Genomic DNA, 25,794 nt, shown 5'->3' on the forward strand with positions numbered 1-25,794 from the left:
AAACAACTCAAACAAAAATGAGTTGTTTTTACTATATTATGCATCAATTGTCGAGTACTGAGCATTATTTTCGATAAATTCACGACGAGGTTCAACTCTGTCTCCCATGAGCATATCAAAGATTTTGTCAGCTTCTGCTGCGTCTTCAACAGATACACGTGCCATTAAACGGTGCTCAGGATCCATTGTTGTATCCCAAAGTTGATGGTCATCCATTTCCCCTAAACCTTTATAACGTTGTACAGTAGGCTTTGTTCTTCCTTGTGCCCAACGTGCTAAAGCTTCTTGTAAATCTTTTTCTTGATTTTCACCTGGTTGAATGTATTCTTTTGTTTCTGAACCAACTTTGATACCGTAAATTGGTGGCTGAGCAATATAAACATACCCTGCTTCAACAACTGGGCGCATATAACGGTAGAAGAGTGTTAGTAAAAGCGTACGGATGTGTGCTCCGTCGACATCGGCATCGGTCATGATAACAAGTTTGTGATAACGTGCTTTCGACAAATCATAATCTGCTCCAAAACCAGTTCCCATTGCAGTGAATAGAGAACGAATTTCTTCATTGGCCAAAATTTTATCCATCGTTGCTTTTTCCACATTCAAAATCTTACCACGAATAGGTAAAATTGCTTGGAATTCACGATTACGTCCTGATTTAGCCGAACCTCCAGCCGAATCTCCTTCGACGATGAATAATTCTGTTTGTTCTGGATTATTTGATGAACAGTCAGCTAATTTACCAGGAAGGTTGGAAATTTCAAGCCCTGATTTTTTACGTGTCACTTCACGCGCACGTTTTGCTGCAATCCTTGCTTTACTTGCCAAAATCCCTTTTTCAACGATTTTACGAGCAACTTGTGGATTTTCTAACATAAATGTTGTCAAAGCTTCCGCAAAGAGTTTGTTAACAATTCCTGTTACTTCTGAGTTCCCAAGTTTTGTTTTGGTTTGCCCTTCAAATTGTGGATTAGGATGCTTAACCGAAATAACTGCTGTCAATCCTTCGCGGACATCATCCCCAGTTAAATTATCTTCGTTTTCTTTAAGAATTTTATTTTGTTTTGCGTAATTATTAATAACACGAGTAAGGGCTGTTCTAAAACCTTGCTCATGTGTTCCACCTTCATGAGTGTTGATGTTGTTAGCAAAGGACATCACTACTGAATGATAAGTATCAGTATATTGCATTGCTACTTCAACAGCAATTCCATCCATTTCACCTTCAGTAAAAATTGCTGGTTCAAAAATGACTGTCTTATTTTCATTTAAATATTCAACATAAGACTGAATTCCACCTTCATAATGGAAGTGAACTTCATTTTTTTCATTTCCTTCACGTTTGTCTGTTAAGGAAATGCGAAGACCGCGATTCAAAAAGGCTAACTCACGAACACGTGTTGCAAGCTTATCAAAATCAAATTCAACAGTTTCTGTAAAAATTTCTGGGTCTGGTACAAAGTGAACAGTTGTCCCTCTACGGTCAGTTTCACCAATAATTTTTAAATCATCTCCAACGAGACCACGATGATATTCTTGATAATATTTTTGGCCATCTTTATGAACAGTAACATCTAGTACTGTTGACAAAGCATTAACAACAGATGAACCAACACCGTGCAATCCACCAGAAACTTTATAGCCGCCTCCACCAAATTTACCTCCAGCATGCAACACTGTGAAGACTGTTTCCACGGCTGGACGACCCGTTTTTTCTTGAATATCAACCGGAATTCCACGTCCATCATCAACAACAGTAATTGAATTATCAGGCTCAATAAAAACCTCAATATGGCTTGCAAATCCTGCAAGTGCTTCATCAATTGAATTGTCAACAATTTCCCAGACTAAATGGTGCAAACCTTCTTTTGAGGTTGAACCAATATACATCCCTGGACGCATACGTACTGCTTCAAGACCTTCAAGTACTTGAATTTGACTGGCGTCATATTCGTCTGCAAGCATTTCTAAATTTTTATTTTCTTCGTTCAAAGTTAACTCTCATTTCTATGAAAAACTTACTACTATTATACCATAAATCAGCGATTTTAGCTCTAGTGCATGGTATTTTGTCACTCAAACTTGTAAAAAAAATAAGCAATTTTGACTAAAAATCTGCTTATCATTAATTCATTTTTTTAAGATTACAAAATAATCTCTATCAGCTGATGAATAATGTGAGTTGGCTTGCTATTAAGCGAACCATCACTTACAGTGTTAATCGCTTGTCCTGACAGAGTTGAATCTGTTGAGCTATCAAAATAAATTGTTGATATCCCAGCAGCATTTCCTGCTTCAATATCTAAAGGACGATCGCCAATCATCACTGTCTTCTTTGGATTGAGTTTATATTTATTTAACAAATAGTTAATTGATTCTGGTGCTGGTTTTCGTTTGAAGCCATTATCAGACGTGACAACCTCTGTAAAATATGAATCAATTTCAGCTGCTGACAGAATTGTCAGAACTTGATGATTGCGATGTGAAATCATAAAATTCTTATTTCCTTTTACTGATAGGTCTGTCAGTACTTTTTTAGCACCGGAAAAGAGAATTGGTTTTTCTAATTCCTCTGCTTCTAGCTTTTTGTATTCTTCCAAAAAGCCTGGCAAATCACTGGCATATTTTTCAACAGCGTAAGCCGTTGAAACTTTTAGCGCATCATATACATCAGTGCGCAAAACAACACGCTCTGCCATTGACCAAAGCGTTGCAGCAAATGCATGACTAGAACTTTCATAATTGTCCAATAAAGTTCCGCCTAAATCCCAGATATAATTTTCGTAGTCCATGTTAATATTATAACACACTTTAGTAGCTAACATTTTGTCAGAAATGGATATTTTTATTTTGCTTTCAAAATTTTAACTGGAAATTTTTTACCTTTAAATTGATTCTGAGTTAGTTCCATCTGTGCTGTTAAATAATTCTTTAAAAGTGGTTTTTTTATACTCGTTAATGTAATTTTTTGAAGTTGATTTTTCTTAACATATCTACTGAAATCAAAGGTTTGTTTCCACCAAGTTGGATGACTTGCAGCTACAATTGCAAAATTTTCTCCCGTTAATAATTGATGATCATAATATTTTCTCTCAATATCCTTGAAATAATCCTCTGAATAGTAACTAAGCTCTCTCATAGCTCTGTCAGTAACAATACTCGCTTCTTGTTTTTTTTCAAAAGTTGAAGTTTCAAAGGCAAATTGTACATTATTTGTTTTTGAATCTACAACATAATAAACTTGATTATCCACTAAACTGTAGGTTTCTTTAATTTTATCTTTAAATATTAAACCTCCCAGAGCAATAATAAAAAATACAGCATAAAGTAGAATCCTTTTCCAAGGATTTAATTTTCTTGCTCTAGTGGCCTCATCAATTTTTTCAAAAGGATTTTCTGTAAATAAATCCCTTTGTTCAAAACCACTCTGTTTTAACCATACTTCTTCACAAATAATAGAAAGTTCATTAATATCCATAGATATGATAGAGCCCTGTATCGACAATACAATTTTTAAATTGTGACCTGGGTCAAAATAATTTTGATAAAACTTTAGCCGTTTATACCAAATTTTCTTTTCAATATAGACAGGATTAAATGAAGTTTGTTCACAAATATATAGTACACCTGAACGAACATACATTCCTCGGATGTCTCTCCACTCAATCTTAACTTCACGAAATGATAGCCGTAATTGAATTCCTTCTTCGTTGATGATGACCAACTTTCGTCGAGAATGATTGATGAGAAATATCAAAAAATATATAAGTAATAGTCCAATTAATAAACTTAAAATAATATGGCGCAAACTTTCAGAATTGATAGATTCCTGAATAAAAAAATTCTCGAAAAAAGACAAAAATATAAAAATTGACCAAAGAAATGCTAACTTCCAAACGTCCGTTTTAAGTTCCAATGGTAAATAATACTCTTCCATAAAAATTCTCTCCTAATAAAAATATTATATCAGAATTTTCTAATAAAACAGTTTAAAAAAAGAAACCCCTAGGTTTCTTTTAAGCTTGTTCTGATTTCGATAGAAGAATAACAGAAACGATGACCATAACAATTCCTAGTAATTCAAGTGGGGTTAATTTCAAGCCAAATAATGGAATACTTAAAAAAACAGAAGTCAATGGTTCAGTAGCTGTTGCAACAGAAACAACAAGCGGTGAAATCAATTGAAAGGCTCTTAAAAGCAATAAAAAAGCCAGTGCTGTTCCAACAATAGAAATTGTTAAAACATAAAAAATTGACAAGGGTTCAATTCGAAAATCAATACGCCAAACTGGATAGAAGATATTACAGGCAATCCCCGCAAGCATCATTCCCCAACCTGTCATATTAAGTGCGCCATATTTATCTAATAATGGCCGAGGGATGATTGAATAAATAACAACAGCTACACCAGCGAGAAGGCCTGTTACAAGAGCTAGGGGACTGATTGATAAATGTTTGATATTTCCGTCCGTAATCAACAAAAAAACACCTATCATTGCTAAAATGACGAATAAGACCGATTTGGGTTTTGGTACTTGACGTTGAAAAATGAGTAAATAAAGCATAATAAAAACAGGTGCTGTATATTGTAAAATTGTCGCTGTAGCACTATTTGAAAGTTGAATGGCCACATAATAAAAATATTGAACAGAAAATACCCCACCAAAAACATACAAAAAGAGGGTTGGCATATTCTTTTTTGATTTCCAGACATCAAAAAAACGCTTATGGTCTCGCGAAAAAGACATGGCCAATAAAATAACACCAGCAATCGTTAAACGTGTTGATGTAATCCAAAGCGGGCTACCATGATAATCACGGAAAAAAAGCTGACCAAAAATGCCAGAAATTCCCCACATACAACCGGCAACTACTGCATAAAGTGTGCCTTTAAAAATTTGTTTTTTTACATTCATTTTTATATTATACCATACATCAAGAGGGTTCATTAGGGTTCAATCATCATTATATTTTTATATATTACGTTCTCGATTATTAGTGAGTTTAAGACATAATGGAGTTAAAAGAATAGCTTAATATTTTATCAAACAAGGAGTGTGTATCTTAAAGATTAGCAGAAAATTTGTTAAATCTTTACATTATTTTACTATCAATATGGCTCCAAACTTTTATATTTACTTGAACCACTTCATGCGAGAGGCGATATAGTCCCAACTATTTTATTTCCTTAATCAGTTAATTTTGTAAAAAAAAAAACATTTTATATAAAATGTTTTTTTGGTTATTTTAATAAAAGAATCGGATAAGAATTCCACCGAAGATAAGAACAATTGCACCACAGAGTCTATTAGCCATCTGTGCAAAAGCAATCATTTCCATTCTATCTGATGCAGACAAGACAGCAATGTTACCTGTTCCACCCATAGAATTATTGATCATCCCTGCACCAATGGCAGTTTCGACTGGATAAAGGCCAAAGAGGCGAGCCAAGAACCAACTAGCAAGTCCCATTACAACAACACTTGTCAAGCAAAGTACAACAAATTGCCATGTAAATGCTGAAGCAAGAGTATTCAAGTCAATCAAAGCAAGACCAATACCTGCCAAAACAGCATGAGTAAGGTTTGTCATAATCACTTGGTTAAACATCACTACAGATTCTTCTAAATCTTTAGGAACAGTATTTGTTGCTTTCAAGATAAATACAATAATAATCATAAATGCATATTGATGAATATTAGGGAAGAATTTGTTCAAGATGTCACCAGCCATCAAAAGAGCAAAGGCAAAGAGCATTCCTGTTCCGATTTGTTGAGCATCTAATTTTATTTTAGGTTTAGCCAACTCTTCTTTAGTTGCTGCAACAAGAGTCCCATGTCCATTATATTTAGATTTGTTGAATACTTTAGCGATAGATAAGGCACCAATAATCGCAAGGATATTACCAAAAGTAACTGCTGGAGCAAGTTGAGAGAAGATAGCTGCTTGGTTTCCATGAGCCAATCCGGCTGCATAGATTTGAGAGAGTGGAGTAATTCCGGCTCCCATACCACCTGACATCATTGGCATAGAAACATACATTACAGAATCAGCAAATCCATTACCAATAAGCATTCCTACAAGACCTACTGAGAAGAAACCAATAACCATAGTGATTAAAGCAATCGGAATAAATTTCTTGGAAGCTTTAACCAAAAGATTTCTGTTCATTCCTAAAATAGATCCACAGATAAGTGCAGCTATATAAAAATCAAGAAATCCAAATTTCCCTCCCATAAAATTGGAAACTGCTCCAATAACATTTGAAGGAACAATGTGGAAGAAAGATAATAGAGTAGCACCAATTAAAGTGAAAACAGATCCCCCACCTAAGTATGAATTCATAATAGGGAGTTTTTCTCCTATGAAGTATAATAGGTGACCTAATGTTACAAGTAGGAGAGTTAACCCTACCATATCAAGTGGAAGTTTTCCTAATAGTGTTACAACTATGATGACAGCTACGAAAAAGGCATATAAGGGAAGACTAATTCCCGATATTTTCGTTTCTTTAAGTTTTTTCATTTAAGATATTCCCCTTAGTACTCTGGATACCATTTAAGATCACGAACTGCTTTAGCCATATCAGTTTCTTTAGATTCAGTAAGACCTTGTTCTTGAGCTTTCTTAGCAACTGCTTCTGCAACTTTAATTGATACATCAGCAACAAATTCAAATGGAGGAAGAACAGGAGCACCTGGTTTACCTGGATCTACTAAACCGCTCAATGAATGTGCAGCTGCACCGATCATTTCATCTGTCAAAAGTTTTGCTTCAGATGCCAACATTCCTAAGCCCAAACCTGGGTAGATAAGTGAGTTGTTTGCTTGACCAATTTGATAATCAACACCTTTGTAGTTGATTGTTCCTGAAGGAACACCAGTAGCGACAAAAGCTTTTCCATCAGACCACTCAATAACTTGTTCAGCTGTAGCTTCCATTTTTTTAGTTGGATTTGAGATAGGGAATATTACTGGGCGTTCTGTATTAGCACACATTGCTTCAACAACTTCTTTTGTAAAGGCACCTGGATTAGTTGAAGTTCCTACTAAAATAGTTGGTTTTACTGTCTTAACAACGTTAAGAAGGTCAGTCATATCTCCAGCATCTTTATAATCAGCACGTTTTTTAGCAAATGGTTTTTGAGCTGGTGTAAGGTCTTCCATATCATCAAAAAGTAAACCTTGTTGATCAATCATGAAGAAATGTTTGTAAGCTTCTTCTTCAGAAAGACCTTCACTAACCATTTCAGCATGAACACGACCAGCAATCCCTGCACCGGCTGAACCACCACCATAGCAAAGGTATACTTGATCAGTTAATTTTTCACCTGTAATATCAAGTGATCCGAAAATACCACCTAAAACAACAATACCAGTTCCTTGAATGTCATCATTAAATGTTGGGATTTTTGTTTTGTAGTTATTTAAAATTGTTGCAGCATTTGAACGACCGAAGTCTTCCCAGTGAAGGTACAATTTAGGGAAAATTGATTCTGCAGTTTCTACAAATTGATCGACGAAACTGTAGTATTGGTCACCGTAAATACGTTCTTGATGGTTTCCAAGATACAAATGATCTTCTAAAAGTTCTTTTCTATTTGTTCCTGCATCAATAACAACTGGAAGTACAGACGCTGGATCAATACCTGCTGCGGCTGTATAAATCATTAATTTACCAACTGAGATATCAACACCTTGAGTTCCCCAATCTCCGATACCAAGGATTCCTTCAGCATCAGTTACAACAATAAGACGAATTTCTCTGTCACCTGCTGCATTTTTTAATGTTTCAGTAATGTTTTCAGGGTGGTTAATATCAAGATAAGCAGCATATTGTGGATCTACGAACAAATGACTGTAGTTTTCAATTGTATCAGCAATTGTTGGATCATAAACAACTGGATTAAATTCTACAATATGTTTGTTAAATAAGTAGTAAAACAAAGTACGGTTTGTATTAAAAATTTCCATCAAGAAATGACGTTTTTCTAAATCAGATGGTTTTGTCAAATATTGTTCGTAAGTTTGTTCAGCTTGTTCTTCAATTGTTTGAACAGTTGGTGGAAGAAGACCAATCAACCCCAATTCTTGACGTTCTTTCATAGTAAAAGCTGTTCCTTTATTTAAAAAAGGATTGTTTAAAATTTCATGTGCACGCATCGTACAACCTCCATAAAAATTATAATTAATGTTATTACTTTATTACTATAAACTTCTTTTATCGTTATAGTCAAATCCCTTGGTGTTGATAAATTTTATTTATAACGCATAAATAATGTCAATGTTTATCTAAAAAGCTTGATATAAAAATAGATGATATTAATCAAAGAAATGATAGTAATAATTAGCTTATAACTATTAAATGATGAACTATTCTTCTCCTATTACTATTCCTAATTTATCGGGCTTTCAAACAATTTAAGATTAATATTTTTTGTCAATGGTGGTTGGGTATCTAAAGTATACATTTTTTTAAATAAAAACAAAATTGTGCGCTTTGCTTTATTCATATTTTCTATTATATGAAAGTATTCTAAAAAAGTAGAGTAAAATCACTCTACTTTTATTTTTTAAATTTATGTATCTTTTAGGTTAATAATTTGATTAGAAATTTTTTCAACAAAAGCTTGATCATGTTCGACCAGAAGCATTGTTGGATGATAAGTTTCTAGAAGTTGAATTATTTGTTCACGATTAAACACGTCAAGATAATTAAGCGGCTCATCCCAGAGATAAAGCTCTGCTTCTTGTGATAAACTACGAGCTAATTCAACCTTTTTTTGTTGTCCTTGACTCATCGTTTCTATCTTTTGGCTAAATTGCTTGCGCTCCATCCCCAGTTTTCTGAGATTAGCTAAAAATAATTCATAATCTAATTGATATTCGGTAGCAAAGTCTTTCAGATAACCACGATTATCATAAATCTGACGTACAAATGATAGCCTTATCCCCTTAGGAAATTGAACAAATCCACTGTGCTCACCAGAAAATTCACCAGATAAATATTTAATAATACTTGATTTCCCTTGACCATTTGGTCCGACAATTGCTGCAATCTCTCCCACTTTCAAAGAAAAATCAATCGGCTGGAAAAGTAATTTTTCGGTAAATCCAAGAGAAAAATTTTCAAACTGAATCAGTCTTTTATGATGTGAAGGTTGAAAATTCATGACAAGAGGTTCAGTTTTTTCGATATTTTTGAGTAATTTCTCTTTATTCTCAACTTCCTGTCCCATTCGTTTTTCAATTGATTTTGCTCGTTGATTCTGTTTTTTGGCAACTTTTTTATCCACAAAGGTTGCTCCGGCAACATTTTCTCGTTGATTAGACCAATCTCTTTTTTCTAACGAAGTCTTTTTCAGTCTTGAAATATCTTTACGTAATTTTTCATCTTCAGCAAGTTCAAAGTCATCACGCAACTGTTTCTCTCGTTCATAGGTTGAGAAATTTCCCTGATAGAGAACTATTTTCTGACGTTCAATTGCCAAGGTGTGGTCACAGACTTCGTTAAGAAAATTTCGGTCATGTGATACAACGATAAATCCTGATTTCTTTTGAATATAGTCAGCAACTATTTTTCTGCTTTCCATATCCAAATGATTTGTTGGTTCATCAATTAGTGGAAAATTGTCCTCATCTAAAAATAAAATTGCCAAGAGACACTTGGTTTGTTCCCCACCTGATAAACTTCCAAAAGGACGCCAAAGAATTTCTAAATCAACTTTCAATAAAGATAATTCACGTTCTAATTTCCATTGTTCAAATTCGGCTAATTCATTTAGCACATAATAAGTTAATTGTGAATTTCTGTCAGTAATTTTTACTGACAGACTTTCTACAGAATATTTATCAGCAGTATTTTGTTTTTTAGATTTATCTTTATCATTAAAATCTTCTTCTGTCAGTAATTGGGGGAAGTAAACAAAGTTTTTGTCAGTAATTATCGAGCTGTCAGTAGTTATTTTACCTTGTAGTAAGTTTAAAAGGGTTGATTTTCCACGGCCATTTCGCCCTACTAATCCTAATTTCCAACGGTCATCAATATTTATTTGGGCATGATTGAAAATCAGATTATCCCCGTAGCCAAAGGTTAAGTCTTTAAATTCAATATTTGACATTTAATTCTCCTCTCATTTGTGAGAATTAAGAAATCTAATTTGAGTAGGAAACTCAGAGTGAGTTCCTCTGAATGTTCATAAATCTCAAATTCCCGCTTTTCTTGGAGCATTAATTTTTGCTCCGTGTTGATTTTGCTTGGTTGCTTTTACTGCTGTCATCCCATTAGTATTTTTCCCAGCAAATTGCGGTTTATTCTTCTTAATTTGTTCTAGTTTAGCTTGCATTTCTTTTTGTTTTTGATTCATTATTTTCTCCTTAAATTAAAAAACTCTTTTCACAACTTAGGTGAAAAGAGCTTTAAAAGATACAAATTCTGACAAATTGCCCAATCTGTAAACATAATAAAAGTCTATTCTCTCTAAGTTATGAAGACAACAAAAACACTCGATTTTTACGAATATTTTTAAAGTTCAAAACTTAGATTTTCAATAGACCTTACCTCGTTCATTTATTTAAGACAATTATAGCACAAAATAAAATGAACTGTCAAGATAAAAACTTGACAGTTCATTTTTAGATTAATGGAATTGCATTCCTCCATCAACAATAATTGTTTGACCAGTAATATAGTTTGAATCAGGGCCAGCTAAGAATGAAACAACATTTGCCACATCTTCAGGCTCAGATAAACGTTTCATGGCAATATCTTTTGCGAAAGTTTGCATTCCCCATTCATCATCTTTACCAGCATTTTTACCAACTTGATGCGCAATATCAAACATCATTGGTGTTTTTACAATCCCTGGTGCATAAGCATTAACTGTGATTCCTTCTTCTGCTAAATCACGAGCAGCAATTTGAGTCATCCCACGAACAGCAAATTTTGAAGAAGAATAGAGCATTAGATTTGGATTTCCAACAACTCCAGCTTGTGAGGTTGCGTTGATAATTTTACCTCCATGACCTAATTTTCTAAAAAGTGCTGTTGCTGTTTGTGTCCCCCACAAAACTCCACCAACATTAATATTATAGACCTGATGAAATTGTTCAGGTGTAATTGTTTCAATTGGTGTTGTTGGGGCAATTCCGGCATTATTAACTACAACATTTAAATCACCAAATTTGTCGACAACAGCATTCAAAGCTGAAATAACTTGTTCACGGTCGGAAACATCAGCTTTAACCGCAAATGAGTTTTCTCCAAGTTCTTTTGCTGCTTTTTGAGCTGTTTCTTCGTTGTAATCAATAATAGCTACTTTAAAACCATCATTATAGAGACGTTTTGCGATTGCAAAACCTATTCCTTGACCTGCTCCAGTAACTGCTGCAATTTTAGACATCTTATTTCTCCTTTATTTATTTATTTATTTTATAGACCTTTACCAGTTGGTGAAACTAAAATTTTAACAGCTGTTTCATTATGATGAATCAGCGTATCGAATCCTTTATCAATCAAATCATCCAAACCGATTTTAGCTGTGATGAATTGGTCCAATTTTATTTTACCTGTTGATACTAAATCAATTGTTTTTGGATGAGTGTTATTATAAGCAATCGTTCCTAAAAGGTTAGCTTCTTTGATTACTAATTTTGCCATATCAACACTAGCAGGCTTGCCCCAAATTGCAACAATGACAACTGTTCCACCCATACGAATCGCATCTAGACAAGCGTCAAATCCCGGTTGGACAGAGGTACATTCAAAGGCTGCGTCCACTCCTTTTTTATTAATTTCATGAACTTTAGCTTGAATGTCATCTTCAATTGGATTGAAGAAATAATCAGCAACTTGTGCTTCTTGTGCTTTTTTACGACGAAGTCCACTAGGTTCACTGATGATAACAGTATGTCCTTGCGCTTTTGCAACGGCAGCAGTTAATAGTCCAATTGGTCCAGCACCAACAACTAATACCGTACTCTTTTCACTTAAATTTGCTCGTTCAACAGCGTGATAGCCGACTGATAGTGGCTCAATTAGAGCAGCTTCATCCAATGGTAAGTTATCAGGAATTTTGTGAACCCAACGTTCATCAACAGAAATTTTTTCAGCCAATCCTCCACCATTTCCGCCCAAACCAATAAAGTTTGAACCTTCTGAGAGGTTATAATGTCCAGTTTCACTTGTATCAGTCCCTTCGGGAACGATATAAGGTTCGACAACGACATGGTCACCCACTTTAAGTCCGCTTACTCCTTCACCTATAAAATTTACAACCCCAGACATTTCATGTCCAAGAGTGACTGGTGGTACTTCTCCAGTAATTGGATTAGGATGTTCTGCTGACGGACAAAAAATTGGGCCATCTAAAAATTCATGAAGATCTGTTCCACAAATTCCACACCAAGCCACATCAATGCCAACTTGGCCAGCTTTTACTATTGGTTCATTAATTTCATCAACGCGGATATCCCCGCGGTCGTAAAAACGTGCTGCGCGCATAAAAACGCCTCCTCTATATAGGATGGTTGTCGTTTCAGGCAATCAATTAAATTTAGTATTTGAGATTTCTCTCACGAGTTTATTCTATCATTATTTCTAATAATTTACAAAAATTTAAAGCGCTTTCTCCCTTGGTATATATAGACTTTTAAATATTTTATCGTAATAAAAAAGCTACTGAATTTTCTGTCAGTAACTTTTACTTTTTGTATTCTTATTAATTGTTAATGTCTATTTCTTCGACGATTTTTTCGACTATCACCCTTAACTGGAATTTGTCTTTGTTCCTTGACAAATTCTGGTAATTGATTATATTTCATTGATAAAACGAGCCCTAAGCCGATGATATTTGCCATTAAGGCCGATCCCCCTTGAGAAATGAAGGGTAAGGGAATACCTGTTAAAGGAACAACACCAATCGCTGCTCCAATATTTTCAAAGACATGGAAGAGAATCATCATAATAATACCCGTTGAAATATAGGTATAAAACTGATTATTTGATTTGAAAGTTACTCGAATCATTCGATAAATCAGCATAAAGTAAAGGAAAATCAAAAAGGCTGATCCAACAAATCCGAAATCTTCAGCAATGACAGTGAAAATCATATCTGATTCTCGAACGGGAACATTGACATTAGCTACACCAATTCCTTTACCCCAAAGACCACCAACACCAACTGAAATCAATGAGCGTGCTTGTTGAAGACTGAAAGTCTGAGAATATTCAAAAGGATGTAACCATGCGATAAAACGATTGACCTGATACTGAGCAAAACTGGTACTTTCAAGAAATTTTTGTCCTTCTGGTGAAGCAACTAGAGCAACAATTCCTACAGCTACTGCTGCTACGAAAAGAAAAGCTGGCGCAAGTATTTTCCAAGAAATACCAGCAACTAAAATAATTCCAGCAAAGATAGCTGCAAAGACCAAGAAAGTTCCGAAGTCTTTTTGAAAGACTGATAAAATGGCAACTGGAATTGTTTCAAGTATCAGAAGTCCGATTAAGCGGAAATCATCTTTGAGTACTCGTTTTTTTAGATTATTTTGGAAGGTAACCACAATCCTAGCCGAAAATAAAATATAGGAAAGTTTCATAAACTCCGACGGTTGAAAAAGATTTCGTCCTCCAAAAGCGAGCCAGTTTTTTGCACCTGTTGAAGCATAGGTTGCTTTATCGTAGAAAAAGATCGGTAGAACCATTAATATAAGACCTAATAGGTAAAAAAATGGTGTTAAATTCCATAAAAACCTTGAATCCATATGCATGACAATTAAAGCAACAAAGAGTCCGACAATAACCCAAGTTCCTTGTTGAACAACTAGATTCGTTGCTTGCGTGGGGTGGTCATGACTTACTGCAACATAAAGTGCGTAAAGACCAATCAATATTAACATAAAGGCTGGTAAAATTAGCCCATAATCAATTCGTGAATCAAATGTAAATCTATTTGCTTTCTTGTTTTTCAAAACTAGCTCCAGTCAGTTTAATCTTGTTTTGGCAATTCATTTGGGGCAATTTGCTATCACTTAGTTCTAACTTTTGCTTCAAATTTACAAAAACAATTTTATTATTGAGGTGACTTCTGTTTAAAATCATAAATCCATTCTATTATACAATTTTTTTGGATGATTTGGGCATTCTTTCTCAAAAATTCCAAAAAAAAAACACTGAAAGCACTTTCAGCATTTTATAAAATGTGCCCAAGAAGGTCTCCTCCAAAAATCAGAAGATAAGAATAGAGGAGAATTGGCAATGGTTTACATAATAAGATACTCCAAGTGAAGAATTTCCAACTCATTTTTGTTTGACTTGCTATTAAAACAAGGGCATCATCTGGGGCAATAGGAGATAAAATGAGGAGCGCGAAAACAATATTAAAGCGTTTTTGCCCCTTATCCAACCAAGCCATGTATTTATTATATGTTTTTTCTTTGACAAAAGTTTTGGCTAATGAAGAACCATATTTTTTACCAAAGTGAAAAAGTAAAAAAGAGCCCGCAACAATTCCAAAGTAATTATAAATAAAACCCCAAACTGGTCCAAAAATCATGACCCCTGCTGCCATTGTAATCCCACCTGGTATGATTGGAACAATGACTTGCAAAATTTGCATACAAAGGAAGATTAATGGTCCTAAAAAACGATGTGCCACAATCAATTGTTGTAAGACTGCTTGATTTTGAAATGCACCTAGGCGCCATAAATAAATGCCACCAACAATTGTCGCAACAAAGCCAAGAATAGTAATTAAATTAAAAACTCGTTTGATATATCTTAATACGTTATCATTCAAAGAAAATCCTCACTTTGGGCATTTTTTTTGGCTTTAAGGTAGGCTTCATTTTCTTCAATCCAACCTGGCAAATAATTAGCAAGGGTTTTAAAGCCAATTTTATCCCGAGAATCAGTAAAATGTTTTTTTCGGTAAATATGGTGAACTTGCGGATTTTTTTCCAGACTGCGAATTGACAGGCTAATTTTGCCATTATATTCGTCAATATCAATAATTTGTGCCATCACTTTTTGGCCAATTTTAGCAATATCATGAATACTTTTGACATAACCAGATTGAATTTCAGAAATATGAATCAATCCTTTTTGTTCAATTTTTTCTTTATTTGATGAATTATCCAGGTAAAATTTTACAAATGCACCATAATCTTGCATTCCAATAATTTCAACCTCAACAATATCACCGATTTTAGGACTTTTCTTCTCCATATTATGGCTCGATAATCTCAACTGATTCAATAACGACATCATCGACTGGTTTATCTTGCGCACCTACACGAACAGCGGCAATTTCATCGAGAACTTTATAGCTTTCTTCATCAACCAATTGACCAAAGACAGTGTGACGGCCATCAAGATGAGGAGTTCCACCGCCAGTATATGTTTCAGCTACTTCTTCAGGCCACCCTCCTTGGATAAGTGAATCTTTAGGATAAGGCAAGTTTTTATTTTGAACAATGAAAAATTGACTTCCGTTTGTATTAGATCCAGCATTGGCCATTGACAAAGCTCCCCGAAGATTAAAGAGGTCCATTGAGAACTCATCTTCAAATTTTTCTCCGTAGATTGAAGAACCACCCATCCCAGTTCCTGTTGGGTCTCCTCCTTGAACCATGAAATCTTTGATGATACGGTGGAAAATTACTCCATCATAATACCCCTCTTTGCTAAGTTCAATAAAGTTTTTTACGGTTTTTGGAGCAAGATTATCAAATAATTTTACAGTCATTTTTCCATGATTTGTATTGATAATTGCTGTAGTACCTTTGTAGTTTTCAAGTTCAAGTTGTGGGTAAGTCATATTTTTTAGTTAGTATTTTTATTTCTAAAAATACCTTCCTTTCTTTTTATAAGTTAATAAATTTCTGTCAGTAATTTTTACTGACAGTTTTTACTGATAGCTTTAATCAATAATTTTTAAGGCTTGTAAGGCTTTTAGAATTCCATCATTTTCAACAGAATCAGTAATGTAATCTGCTTTTTCTAAAATTTCAAGATGTGAAACCTTCATAGCTACTGACAGACCGGCAAAATCAAAGAGTTCACGGTCATTAAGTCCATCACCAAAGTTCATCATGTTCTCAGCTTTCAGACCAAGTTCTTGTAAAACTTTTTGACAGCCGATTGCTTTAGAACCTTCCATTGGAACAATATCTGAACTGTTTGGATGCCAACGAACCAAACGAATTTTATCGGACAAAGCTTCTGGTAATTCTAATTGGTCATCATGGTCAGAAATTGTCAACATTTGATAAATTTCATTTGTTTTATAATAATTGGGATTTTCTTCCAATTCCGAATAAACTGGACCAATTGCATCACTAGCAATTTTATCCCATTTTGAAATTTTCAAACTATCCGCAGCTACAAAAGAATATCCACTTTGTTCATTTTTCAGCCAAGTGATAATTTCTTCAATTAATTCCTTAGAAAAAGTATTTTTATATAATACTTCTCCTGTTTGTGCATTTTCAACATAGGCACCATTGATTGCTACATAGAAATCTGGTTTTAATGCCCTAACTTCTGGAACAACTCCGAAAAGATTTCTTCCCGTTGCAATTCCTGTCATAATTCCTTTTTCACGAAGTTTATAAAAAACTTCAGTAATTGATTCAGGCATGAAAGCTGAATCTTTGACCCTCAAAGTATCATCAATATCAAAAAAAATGATTTTTATTTTTTGGGCTTTTTCTAATATTTTTTCCATCTTTTTTTCACTTTAATTTTATTTGTACAAACTTAATTATATCATATTTCTAACTTGTTTTTCCTCAGGTTTAAACTAAGTGATGTTGAATGGCATAAATTGTTGCTTGAGTTCGGTCTGACACTTCAAGCTTATTAAAAATATTAGAAACATGAGTTTTGACTGTTTTTAAACTGATAAAAAGTTCATCAGCAATTTCTTGATTAGAAAGTCCCGTCGCAAGTACTTTTAATACTTCTAATTCTCTTTTTGATAAATCATCATATAATTCATGTTTTCGATGTTTTTGTTGAGCAATCTTTTCCTTGACAGCATCGGAAAGGACATCTTCTCCATTGGCAACTTTTCTGATCGCAGATGCGATATCAGCGGCTTGTGATGTTTTAAGAATATAACCTTTAGCTCCAGCAGCTAAAGCTGGAAAAACTTTTTCGTCATCAATAAAACTCGTTAGAATTAAAATTTTTCGTTCTGGATTTTTGGCTAAAATCTTTTGCGTTGCTCCAATTCCATCAAGTCGATCCATCACTAAATCCATGAGAATAACATCAGGGTCAAGCATTTCAGTTTTTAAAAATCCTGACTCGCCATCGGCAGCTTCACCAACCACTTCGATATCGGGTTGAATATTCATGAAACTTGATAAACCTAGTCGCACCATCTGGTGGTCATCAACAATTAAAAGTTTAATTTTTTCCATTTTGTTCTTTCTAAATACGCATCATTTTTAAAGGCTCGGCTTCGCTTTAGGGATAATGATTTCAACAGTTGTCCCCGCACCTGGTGCCGAGATTACTTTGGCATCTCCGCCGATTAATAAAGCACGTTCTTTGATATTGGCTAAACCGTAACTGGCCGTCTTATCACTAGTAGAAACATCAAAACCAACTCCATCATCAGCAATTTTCAAGAAAATGTTTCCAAGTGATTCTCTTAAAGAAACTTCAATGTGCTCGGCTTGCGAATGACGCAAAGTATTCGATAAAATCTCTTGAGCCATTCGAAATAAATTGTCCTCAACATTACTCGTCGCTTCAATGTTAGCCAATTTAACCGTAATATTTGCTGATATTTTCGCTTGGAGCTCGTCTGTCAGTGCTGACAACCCTTCTGCTAGACTCTTACCATCTAGCTCTACTGGTCTAAGATGTAGTAAGAGTGCTCGCATTTCATTTTGTGCAGAATGGAGCACTTTTAAAACCAATTGTGTCTGTGTTTCGATTTGTTCTTTAGTCAAATTTTGTGTCGAACCAGCAACAGAAGATAAAATCATTGTCGCTGCAAAAAGTTCTTGACTGACAGAATCATGAAGTTCCCGTGAAATTCTTTTACGCTCTAATTCAATAATTTCAGCTTTGTCAGCAGATTTTTGCTTAGATAATTCTTGGAGTTCAGCTGACATATTCATAATTTTATCATGAACAGCTTGTAATTCAGGAGATTCAGGTTGTTGATTTTCTTCTAAAAGTTTAATATCATCTTGAAATTTTTGTTGAATAGCCATATTTTCAATATGATTAAAAAGGGTAAAAATCAGCGCAAGTAATCCTGCAACTGATATAAATATCCATAAACCATAGAAATTATCTCGAAGTTCCCTAATAATATTAGCGGTATTTAGTCCCCCTAAAGGTTGACCACTATTCATCATTATAAATAGTAGAAGGTACATAATAAGTATGATACTAAAAACTGCTAAAAAGGTTGTGAAAAGTGATTTTTTCATCCTCTAATCACCTCAATATTTCCTGAATCAACACGGATATTGATTTTAATTCGTTTTTCCACCTGATCTAAATTTTCACTAAAATAACGAACATTTCCCGCATTAATTTGTGCTGCCTCATTGAAAATCTTTACAAGCCCAGCATTTGTTGTTAAATCAAGCGAAACTCCTACATCCTCAGGAACAATAATTTTTGTATTACCTGTCATTTTTTTAATAGAAAGACTATTTCCAGAAGGTTTAAAAGTAACATCATCAAGATCAATGATATCATTTTGATTTTCATTCATGATTGACTCAGATTCATCTTGAGAAATATCTTCGTAAGAAAAATTTCTTACTCCTCCTTCTCGTGGATTATTTTTCCAAAAAACGATGCAAGCAATCGTAGGGAAGATAATTGCTAACCAGAACCATCCAACTGTGAAGAGAATCATTACCGATATTGCCCAAAAAATGAAACTGATGATACGTAATACACGCGCACGCGAACGAGTCGCCAAGATAGTAAAGAGAATAGCTAAAGCTAGAACTACCCACATACGCGGTGTACTAATCACATGAAAAATCAATCCTAATACAATAAAAATTTCTATAATAAAGATTGCTTTCAATTTTTTATTCATAAATCTATTGTACCAAAAAAAAGCTTACTTTTTCTCGGACTTAAGACTTAAATTTTACTTAAGCAAGATAGAGAAAAAATACTCCATTCATTAAGACGAAGTATTCTTTAAATTACATAATAAAAATATTTTTATCATATCCCATAAAATTTTTCAAAAAGATTTCTACCAGCTTGACTTCTTAACCCCTGGAATCTTACCTTCATGCGCCAATTTTCTAAAATTAACTCGTGACATACCAAATTTTCGCATGTAGGCTCTGGGTCTTCCGTCAATTCGATCTCGCATTTTCATTCGATTGGGATGAGAATCTTTAGGAAGTTTTCGGAGAGCTTCATAATTTTTTTCTTTCTTAAGTTCCTGTCTAAGCTCTTGATATTGAGCAACAAATTTTTGTTGCTTTTTAAATTTAGCAATTTTTGATTTCTTCGCCAAAATATTATCCTTTCATTTATTAATTTAGTTAACCAGTTAAGTATATCCTATAAATAAAACAATGTCAACTGGTTAACATTATTTTATTATCTCTATTTTAATTAGCGACTAAAGCTCCTCCTTGACTTGAAACATAGTCTTGGGCATTCTTCTTATTTATTTTTACTAGACTCCCTTTAGTATCCACTCCATAAGTTTCACTTTTTTCACCTTTGATAGTTACCGTCGCAGAAGGCATATAATATTGGTCAATTTGACTTCCAAAATAGTTTTCATAAGTAATGACACTTTGATCAAGCTTATCAGTGACAGACTCATCATTTGCTTGTCTCATTATATTTTGAATAGCCAAATCCACATTTTCTGGTATGAATTCATAACTTCCACCATCCACCATTTGACTTACCCCTTGATATTGAACAGAAACTACCTTGTTAAGACAATCTTTATAAGCCATAAATGCGGTCAAATTAGCAAGATTTATCGAAATGTTCGTTTTAAAATCTGATGAAATATCATTTAAAAATGATTGATATTTAAAAACACTATTAAGACTAAGCATTTTGTTCATTAATTCAGTCATAACTTCTCGTTGATGAGCGGCGCGTCCATAATTCCCATTGGCTAACGTATCTCTATCTCGAGCAAAAACTAAGGCTTGTTCTCCGTTGATGAGCTGCTTAGGATTTCCTGAAAGATAAGGAACATAAGCTTTATATTCAGGTTCTGTATTTGAGATATAAATCGCTCCACTATCTACAATTTTATCTGAACCAGGCAAAGTTATTTTACCTGAATCAGTCCCTTGATAGACATCTGAGCCATTAGTATCATTGACAACTTCTACTCCTCCAACGTCATTCACAAGATTTACTAAACCGTCCATATTAACAATCATAAAATTATTAAGATTCAGCCCTACTTGATTACCAATCGTTTTCATGGCATAAGTGACAGCAGATGATAACCCACCATTATTAAATCCTAAAGGATAAGCAGCATTCATTTTTTGAGTAGATTGAATTTTTCCAGATGCATCTTCAATATTCGTCATCGTATCTCGTTCCACTGAAATAATAGTGGTTGTTTTTGTCCGAGGATTCAATGTTAAAATAATTTGAGAATCTGAATTTCCATTCCATGAATCTGCACCACCCCGACTATTATCACCAGTATCCACTCCCATAAGCAAAATAGTTAGTGGTTTTTTTGCAGATATACTAGAACTTTTTATTTTTGTATTTACATGAGTTTTCGTTAATGTTTTCTCTGCTTGAACATAGATAACCGCACTAACTGCCACGACTAAAATAACAAAAAGGGACATAAAACGAACAAAATATACTTTTTTAGACCTTTTTATTTTTTTCTTTTGTCTAATTTCTTTTCTTTTCATATCAAGAATACTTCTTTCTTTTATTAAAAATTATAACTTACTTAAACTCTTTAATTTTTCGTCAGCCGAGCTATTCAAAACCAGTCCTACTGCCAAAGTTGAAATTAAAAATGATGATCCACCTTGTGATAAAAAGGGAAAGGTGACACCTGTCTCTGGAACCAAACCAATTGCTCCACCTAAATTGACAAAAACTTGTATCAACAAAAAAGATGAACAACCAATTGAAATCATTGAATTAAATGGATCTTTTGCCCGCATCCCCACCAAAAGCATTCGGGTAATCATGAAAAAAATGACAGCTAGGATTATAATTCCACCAATGATTCCCAATTCTTCTACTATTACTGAAAATATAAAATCTGTATGAGCTTCAGGCAAAAATCCTTGTTTTTCAATCGAATTCCCCAGTCCTCTTCCAAACCAGCCACCATCTACAATCGCATAATATGAATTAGCAAGTTGATGACCCGAAGAAGCCAAGTCAGTAAAAGGATTAACAAATGCTTTAAATCGAGCATTAATATAAGATCCTGGAATCAAATCGCCTCCACTGATAAAAAGAAAGAGCAAAAAACTAAGACTAATCGTAAGCAACATCTTCCCATAACCTGAAAACCATCGCCAAGAAATTCCACTTGCACCAATCATTATCAAGGCTAAGAGTCCAATAATTGCTGTATTTCCTAAATTAGGCATACTGAGTTCCACTATCATTAGTAAGATAATCGGAAATCGCCATCCCCCTACAACTTTTTTTATGAGAGTGTTACCCTTAAAAATTGCTTGAATATCATTTTTCTCAATCTCTTCTTGTCTGTTAGAAAAGATAGAAGCAAGAAACCAAACTGTAAAAAGTTTTGCAAATTCAACCGGCTGAATAGTTCCAATCCCTGGTAAGGGAATCCATCCATGCGCTCCATTCGCTGATGTATTAGGCCCCACCCTTGAATAAATCATCAGCAAGATAATAATTAGAAAAATTATTTTTAAAATCTTTTCATTTTTTATAATTCTTAATTTTACTCGATAAATAATAATTAAAGCCACAAAACTTATAATTATAAAGACTCCTTGAGAAATTGCCAATCGATAAGGAGATAGTCCTCGGTTAATTTGATAGGGGACAGTTGCTGAAAACACCATGAGTAAGCCAACAGCTGAAAGAATCAAATAAGGAATCAAAATAGATAAATCTAAAAAACTATTTTTTGTAATTTTTTTATCCATAAATGAATCCCCCTTCGTTAATTTTCCAAATGAACGACAAGAGTATTTCTAGTTGCAAATCAATGAATAACTTTTTATTTCTTATTTTTTATTGTTGTATGAATTAATATTTTTGTCATCGGCTTGTACCTCAATTTCTGATTTATAGTAGATTTTGATTGTACAGCTCCAACTCAGAGAACTAGGTTAGATTGAAGTGATAAAAATGCTTGTCCACTTTTATGCTATCTTTCTTCCTATAGCTCCCAGGGTCTGAGCCACTGTTATTCTGTGCTTCCATTTTCACCACCTCCTTTTTTATAAAAAAAATGCCTACGCCGGTTGAACGTAGACAAGGTATGATTTCAAAAAGATACACTATCAAGTGAACTAAAGTACCCAGTATCGTTCAAGCTTTAGCTCCGCAGGGCGATGTTGTTGCACTATTTCACGCCTTCTTTTTTCGACGTGAACTGTTGGCCCTCTCATCGTGTCTCCACGACTCTGCGGCAGCAACCCGTATCCCTGTGGTAGCCTCACCTACCGATGGTTAGAAAATCTCTAACCAAAATTGCTTAAATTAAATTTTCAAAATATTTCCTAAGCAAAAAAATTATAACACGACCTATACTTTTAGTCAAATAACAAATTCATTACCTAAATTAAATGTTTTTTTATTAGTTTAAACCTCTTGTTATGACTAAGTTTTTAGAAATTAGAACTAAGACAAAAATATTATTTTTTAAAATAAAATACCAAAGATTAAAATATACAGACAAAAAGCTTATAATTGAATAATGAATTTCGTTAATAAATAAAAAAACTTCCTAGTCAATGCTGACTAAGGAGCTTTTTATTATATTTATCGAATTCCTAAAGCAATACGGGCATAACGACTCATTTTATCAACTGTCCATGCTGGATGGTTTTTGAAAGTTATTTTTTATTTGTTGTTATACCAATGATTATAGGCTAGTAAACTTTAAAAGTCAAGCAATATGTGGTATGGACTGTCTACTGAATGTACTATAAATCAGATTATAAAACACTCTTACTTTTTACCTAAAATTGGTTTAAGTTTTTCATGTAAAACACCTTCAATCATTGCAATATAACCAGCTCTAGGAAATTCTTTTTGATTATCTATCAAATTAAACCTGTGTCATGTAATAAGTAATATCCGACTTCGTCTTTCTACTTTCACCATTTATTTTAAAACAAAATCAGATTTATAACTCGCTCAAAAATAAAGTAAAATTCTTGTATTTATATTATTAATATTTGCACGCGCCTTCCAATTTTATTCCTATAATTTTGGTGTATTTCTGCTAGTAACCATAAAACTAATAGATAAAATTATAAATAATATACCTAATAAGAAAATAGTGTGTTGACTTTGTCCAAATATCAAAAATATAAGACCTGCAATAAAAAAACAAATACTTGCTATTTGATATAACTGTTTATCTTTCATAAATCATCTCCTTCAAATGTCAGACTATAATGTAATATATTATAACAAAATTCACTAAAAGCCAAACGTGCAAACCCTAATTATCTCGTATTATTCAAAAATAAATTTTGTTTAGATTGTCTTATTATTTAGTTTTTATTTTAATAGATTTAATTATGACTTAATAGCACTTTTGAAGTAGGAATATTTTATGAAATCTTTATTGATATAGGATCAATCATTGTATTTTGTTATGTCATTGATATGCTTAGCCTCTTCTTGTTCAGCATGGCTATTGAGGCACTATATAGTTAGTGCTACTTTTTCATAGTTAAGTTTTGGATTCACCACTGTTGTATAAGAGAGATAAAATAAGAAGTTCAATAAATAATTTTTTTTAATGATAAATATACTATATTTTTTTAAATAGAATAAGTTTCGATCCAACATGATCTTCTATAGAGATTGAGTTTTCATCATCTTTAAATGGAATACCTTTCTCTATTATTCTTTGTGAAATTGAGTCATAGTAATCTTTAGATACTTCTAATTCCCATTTTAATATACCATTTTCTAATAAATTTCTTTTATTTATATTTTCACCCTCCCAAATATTTGTGGCAAAATGATGATGATAGTGATTCTGAGAATAAAAGTGAGCCGTATCCCCGACAAATGATACCAAATCGGTATTTAATAGCTCATTAAAAAATTCATCTGATTTAGCAATTGAATTACCCGTGAAATGCAGATGACCAATTTTCATATTTTTAGGATAATCTAAATGGTTATTTTTTTGATCTAATAAAGCTTGAACATCAACTGGTAAAGTCCCCATTTTAACTTTACCATCTTCCCAAATCCACTCAGTAGAGTCTCTATCGTGATATAGCTCTATGCCATTTCCCTCTGGATCATTAATATAAAATGATTCACTTACTAAATGATCTCCAGCTCCTATTGGATAATTGTTTTTAATAATTCTATCTACTGTTGTCGCCTTTGACGATACATCAGGAAACAATATTGCATAGTGAAATAAACCTGCTGTATTTTTCTTTCTAAGTCTACCTCCAAATTCCAGAGTGAGAAAAGCTTCTTCATTTTCCCTGAAAGCGTAAGAAACACTACTATCAGTCTCACTTATCACATGAAATTGTAGTAGATTCTCATAAAAATTTCGCATTACAGAAATATTAGAAGCTCTCAGTGTTATTTTCTTTATAATAAATGGTTTTGTATCCATATCAAGTCCTTCAATTCTTTATCTATTATTTATAAGTATATCAATTAAATTTTTTTAAGTAAAGAAAATCGTTTACAACCGTAAACGTAAAAGCCTTTCCAACCTGAGAACGCTTATTTTTATAACAACAAAGTGTACAAAGCATATTATCTGATCTCACCTTCTTATTTGTTTCATTTTGTTATTTAGGAGGATTATTGCCGTTTAATAAGTATTCTAGTTACACTTGCAAATTAATTTAAGCAATACCTATAATTCTTTGAATAGAAAAAAACATTTAGGATGTGAGATAAATTCCATATCCTAAATGTTTTTTATTTAAATATTAATCTTAAACATGTATAAAGCCATAGTTTGCATCACTTATTTTTACTGTACTGGTTGTGTTGAAATAACCATTCCCTAGGTCAATAGCCTCTCCGATCACCATTGTTCCTGCTGCTTTGTTTACACTCTCAACGACTGCCACATGCCCATAGCTTCCACCTCGAACATTCGGTCCAAATACTGCTATGGTAGATCCTGCTACAGGATTATTATCAACTGTAAATCCATCTGCACTTGCTGAAGCTGCCCAGTCTTCAGCATTCCCCCAGTAGTCTCCGACACGGCTCCCCATTACGGATTTAACATAAAAAGTACAAGTTGCTGCTACATAAGTTCCAGGATTGGTTACGTAGTGTGTTGATGGGATAATATATCCACTAGAATTATTGCTACTAGAACTAGGTGTGGCAGTACTAGGTGTAGAGATACCATTGTTTATAGACTCAAACATCTTTGGATCTATTGCTGGTTTACTTAATGCTGAAGGAAGCTTGTTTATAGATTCAAACATTTTTGGATCTATTGCTGGTTTACTTAATGTTGAACGGAGCTTGTTTATAGACTCAAACATCTTTGGATCTATTGCTGGTTTACTTAATGTTGAACGGAGCTTGTTTATAGACTCAAACATCTTTGGATCTATTGCTGGT

The 25,794-nt window shown here is 33.6% G+C and carries 25 protein-coding genes and 1 riboswitch; of the genes, 1 reads left to right on the forward strand and 24 read right to left on the reverse strand.

Translation table 11 applies throughout. From position 1 onward, the window contains the following. Positions 1–36: 36 nt before the first annotated feature. The 24 genes from gyrB to HFD15_RS06850 form a co-directional block, all read right to left on the reverse strand. Positions 37–1,992: a DNA topoisomerase (ATP-hydrolyzing) subunit B gene (gyrB, locus tag HFD15_RS06735; protein WP_003131421.1), complete on the reverse strand. Its 1,956-nt coding sequence runs from the start codon at positions 1,990–1,992 to the stop codon at positions 37–39. A gap of 152 nt (positions 1,993–2,144) precedes the next feature. Next, complete coding sequence (locus HFD15_RS06740; RefSeq protein WP_058209187.1) at positions 2,145–2,792, reverse strand: HAD family hydrolase; 648 nt, start codon at positions 2,790–2,792, stop codon at positions 2,145–2,147. A gap of 53 nt (positions 2,793–2,845) precedes the next feature. Then, a complete protein-coding gene (locus tag HFD15_RS14275; protein WP_235586248.1) occupies positions 2,846–3,478 on the reverse strand; it encodes a hypothetical protein in 633 nt (210 codons plus the stop codon). 538 nt (positions 3,479–4,016) lie between these two features. Beyond that, positions 4,017–4,916: a DMT family transporter gene (locus tag HFD15_RS06750; protein ID WP_025016673.1), complete on the reverse strand. Its 900-nt coding sequence runs from the start codon at positions 4,914–4,916 to the stop codon at positions 4,017–4,019. Positions 4,917–5,247: 331 nt separating this feature from the next. After that, on the reverse strand, positions 5,248–6,525 hold the full coding sequence (locus tag HFD15_RS06755) for a citrate:cation symporter (RefSeq protein WP_003131417.1): 1,278 nt from the start codon (positions 6,523–6,525) through the stop codon (positions 5,248–5,250). Positions 6,526–6,539: 14 nt separating this feature from the next. Further along, on the reverse strand, positions 6,540–8,162 hold the full coding sequence (locus HFD15_RS06760; RefSeq protein ID WP_021722333.1) for a malolactic enzyme: 1,623 nt from the start codon (positions 8,160–8,162) through the stop codon (positions 6,540–6,542). A 416-nt stretch (positions 8,163–8,578) separates the two neighbouring features. After that, entirely contained in the window at positions 8,579–10,120 is a 1,542-nt protein-coding gene (gene abc-f, locus HFD15_RS06765) for a ribosomal protection-like ABC-F family protein (RefSeq protein ID WP_167593455.1), read from the reverse strand. Positions 10,121–10,204: 84 nt separating this feature from the next. Then, positions 10,205–10,366, reverse strand: a complete 162-nt coding sequence (locus HFD15_RS06770) for a hypothetical protein (RefSeq protein ID WP_003131412.1) — start codon at positions 10,364–10,366, stop codon at positions 10,205–10,207. 273 nt (positions 10,367–10,639) lie between these two features. Next, positions 10,640–11,401 carry a (S)-acetoin forming diacetyl reductase gene (locus tag HFD15_RS06775; protein WP_012897548.1) on the reverse strand — a complete coding sequence of 254 codons (762 nt, stop codon included), beginning with the start codon at positions 11,399–11,401 and terminating at the stop codon, positions 10,640–10,642. Between the two features lie 29 nt (positions 11,402–11,430). Beyond that, positions 11,431–12,501 carry a 2,3-butanediol dehydrogenase gene (locus HFD15_RS06780; RefSeq protein WP_058208375.1) on the reverse strand — a complete coding sequence of 357 codons (1,071 nt, stop codon included), beginning with the start codon at positions 12,499–12,501 and terminating at the stop codon, positions 11,431–11,433. 224 nt (positions 12,502–12,725) lie between these two features. Beyond that, positions 12,726–13,970 carry an FtsW/RodA/SpoVE family cell cycle protein gene (locus tag HFD15_RS06785; protein ID WP_021722277.1) on the reverse strand — a complete coding sequence of 415 codons (1,245 nt, stop codon included), beginning with the start codon at positions 13,968–13,970 and terminating at the stop codon, positions 12,726–12,728. A gap of 221 nt (positions 13,971–14,191) precedes the next feature. After that, entirely contained in the window at positions 14,192–14,797 is a 606-nt protein-coding gene (locus HFD15_RS06790) for a TVP38/TMEM64 family protein (protein ID WP_012897545.1), read from the reverse strand. Then, on the reverse strand, positions 14,794–15,225 hold the full coding sequence (locus tag HFD15_RS06795; RefSeq protein ID WP_003131405.1) for a CvfD/Ygs/GSP13 family RNA-binding post-transcriptional regulator: 432 nt from the start codon (positions 15,223–15,225) through the stop codon (positions 14,794–14,796). The genes HFD15_RS06790 and HFD15_RS06795 overlap by 4 nt, the downstream gene beginning before the upstream one ends. Position 15,226: 1 nt before the next feature. Continuing rightward, complete coding sequence (locus HFD15_RS14280; protein WP_058208374.1) at positions 15,227–15,817, reverse strand: peptidylprolyl isomerase; 591 nt, start codon at positions 15,815–15,817, stop codon at positions 15,227–15,229. A gap of 102 nt (positions 15,818–15,919) precedes the next feature. Next, positions 15,920–16,726: a Cof-type HAD-IIB family hydrolase gene (locus HFD15_RS14285; protein ID WP_023189829.1), complete on the reverse strand. Its 807-nt coding sequence runs from the start codon at positions 16,724–16,726 to the stop codon at positions 15,920–15,922. 70 nt (positions 16,727–16,796) lie between these two features. Then, the gene (locus tag HFD15_RS06805; protein WP_003131402.1) at positions 16,797–17,426 is read right to left on the reverse strand and encodes a response regulator transcription factor; all 630 of its coding nucleotides are present in this window, start codon (positions 17,424–17,426) and stop codon (positions 16,797–16,799) included. A gap of 27 nt (positions 17,427–17,453) precedes the next feature. Next, a complete protein-coding gene (locus HFD15_RS06810; RefSeq protein ID WP_039115117.1) occupies positions 17,454–18,452 on the reverse strand; it encodes a sensor histidine kinase in 999 nt (332 codons plus the stop codon). After that, positions 18,449–19,078, reverse strand: a complete 630-nt coding sequence (gene liaF, locus HFD15_RS06815; protein ID WP_058208373.1) for a cell wall-active antibiotics response protein LiaF — start codon at positions 19,076–19,078, stop codon at positions 18,449–18,451. Before liaF ends, HFD15_RS06810 begins: the two co-directional genes overlap by 4 nt. 165 nt (positions 19,079–19,243) lie before the next feature. Then, positions 19,244–19,513: a 30S ribosomal protein S14 gene (rpsN, locus tag HFD15_RS06820; RefSeq protein WP_058208372.1), complete on the reverse strand. Its 270-nt coding sequence runs from the start codon at positions 19,511–19,513 to the stop codon at positions 19,244–19,246. Positions 19,514–19,610: 97 nt separating this feature from the next. Next, positions 19,611–20,909 (reverse strand): LCP family protein, encoded by a 1,299-nt coding sequence (locus HFD15_RS06825; protein WP_167593457.1) that lies wholly within the window; start codon positions 20,907–20,909, stop codon positions 19,611–19,613. Positions 20,910–20,939: 30 nt separating this feature from the next. Then, on the reverse strand, positions 20,940–22,139 hold the full coding sequence (locus tag HFD15_RS06830; RefSeq protein WP_058208370.1) for an FtsW/RodA/SpoVE family cell cycle protein: 1,200 nt from the start codon (positions 22,137–22,139) through the stop codon (positions 20,940–20,942). 372 nt (positions 22,140–22,511) lie between these two features. Further along, a riboswitch (M-box (ykoK) riboswitch) is annotated at positions 22,512–22,673 on the reverse strand. Positions 22,674–23,424: 751 nt separating this feature from the next. Next, positions 23,425–23,592: a hypothetical protein gene (locus tag HFD15_RS06840; protein ID WP_014735081.1), complete on the reverse strand. Its 168-nt coding sequence runs from the start codon at positions 23,590–23,592 to the stop codon at positions 23,425–23,427. 391 nt (positions 23,593–23,983) lie between these two features. Continuing rightward, positions 23,984–24,817 carry a VOC family protein gene (locus HFD15_RS06845; protein ID WP_058208369.1) on the reverse strand — a complete coding sequence of 278 codons (834 nt, stop codon included), beginning with the start codon at positions 24,815–24,817 and terminating at the stop codon, positions 23,984–23,986. A 331-nt stretch (positions 24,818–25,148) separates the two neighbouring features. Then, positions 25,149–25,595 (reverse strand): CHAP domain-containing protein, encoded by a 447-nt coding sequence (locus HFD15_RS06850; RefSeq protein WP_238785302.1) that lies wholly within the window; start codon positions 25,593–25,595, stop codon positions 25,149–25,151. On the opposite strand from HFD15_RS06850, the gene HFD15_RS14290 reads away from it, so the two are divergent. Then, positions 25,576–25,794: hypothetical protein (locus HFD15_RS14290; protein WP_238785305.1), on the forward strand; the 219-nt coding region annotated here is incomplete at its 3' end. The two genes, HFD15_RS06850 and HFD15_RS14290, sit on opposite strands and share 20 nt — an antisense overlap.

This window comes from Lactococcus sp. EKM203L (genome assembly GCF_011800585.1).
GTDB lineage: Bacteria > Bacillota > Bacilli > Lactobacillales > Streptococcaceae > Lactococcus > Lactococcus lactis.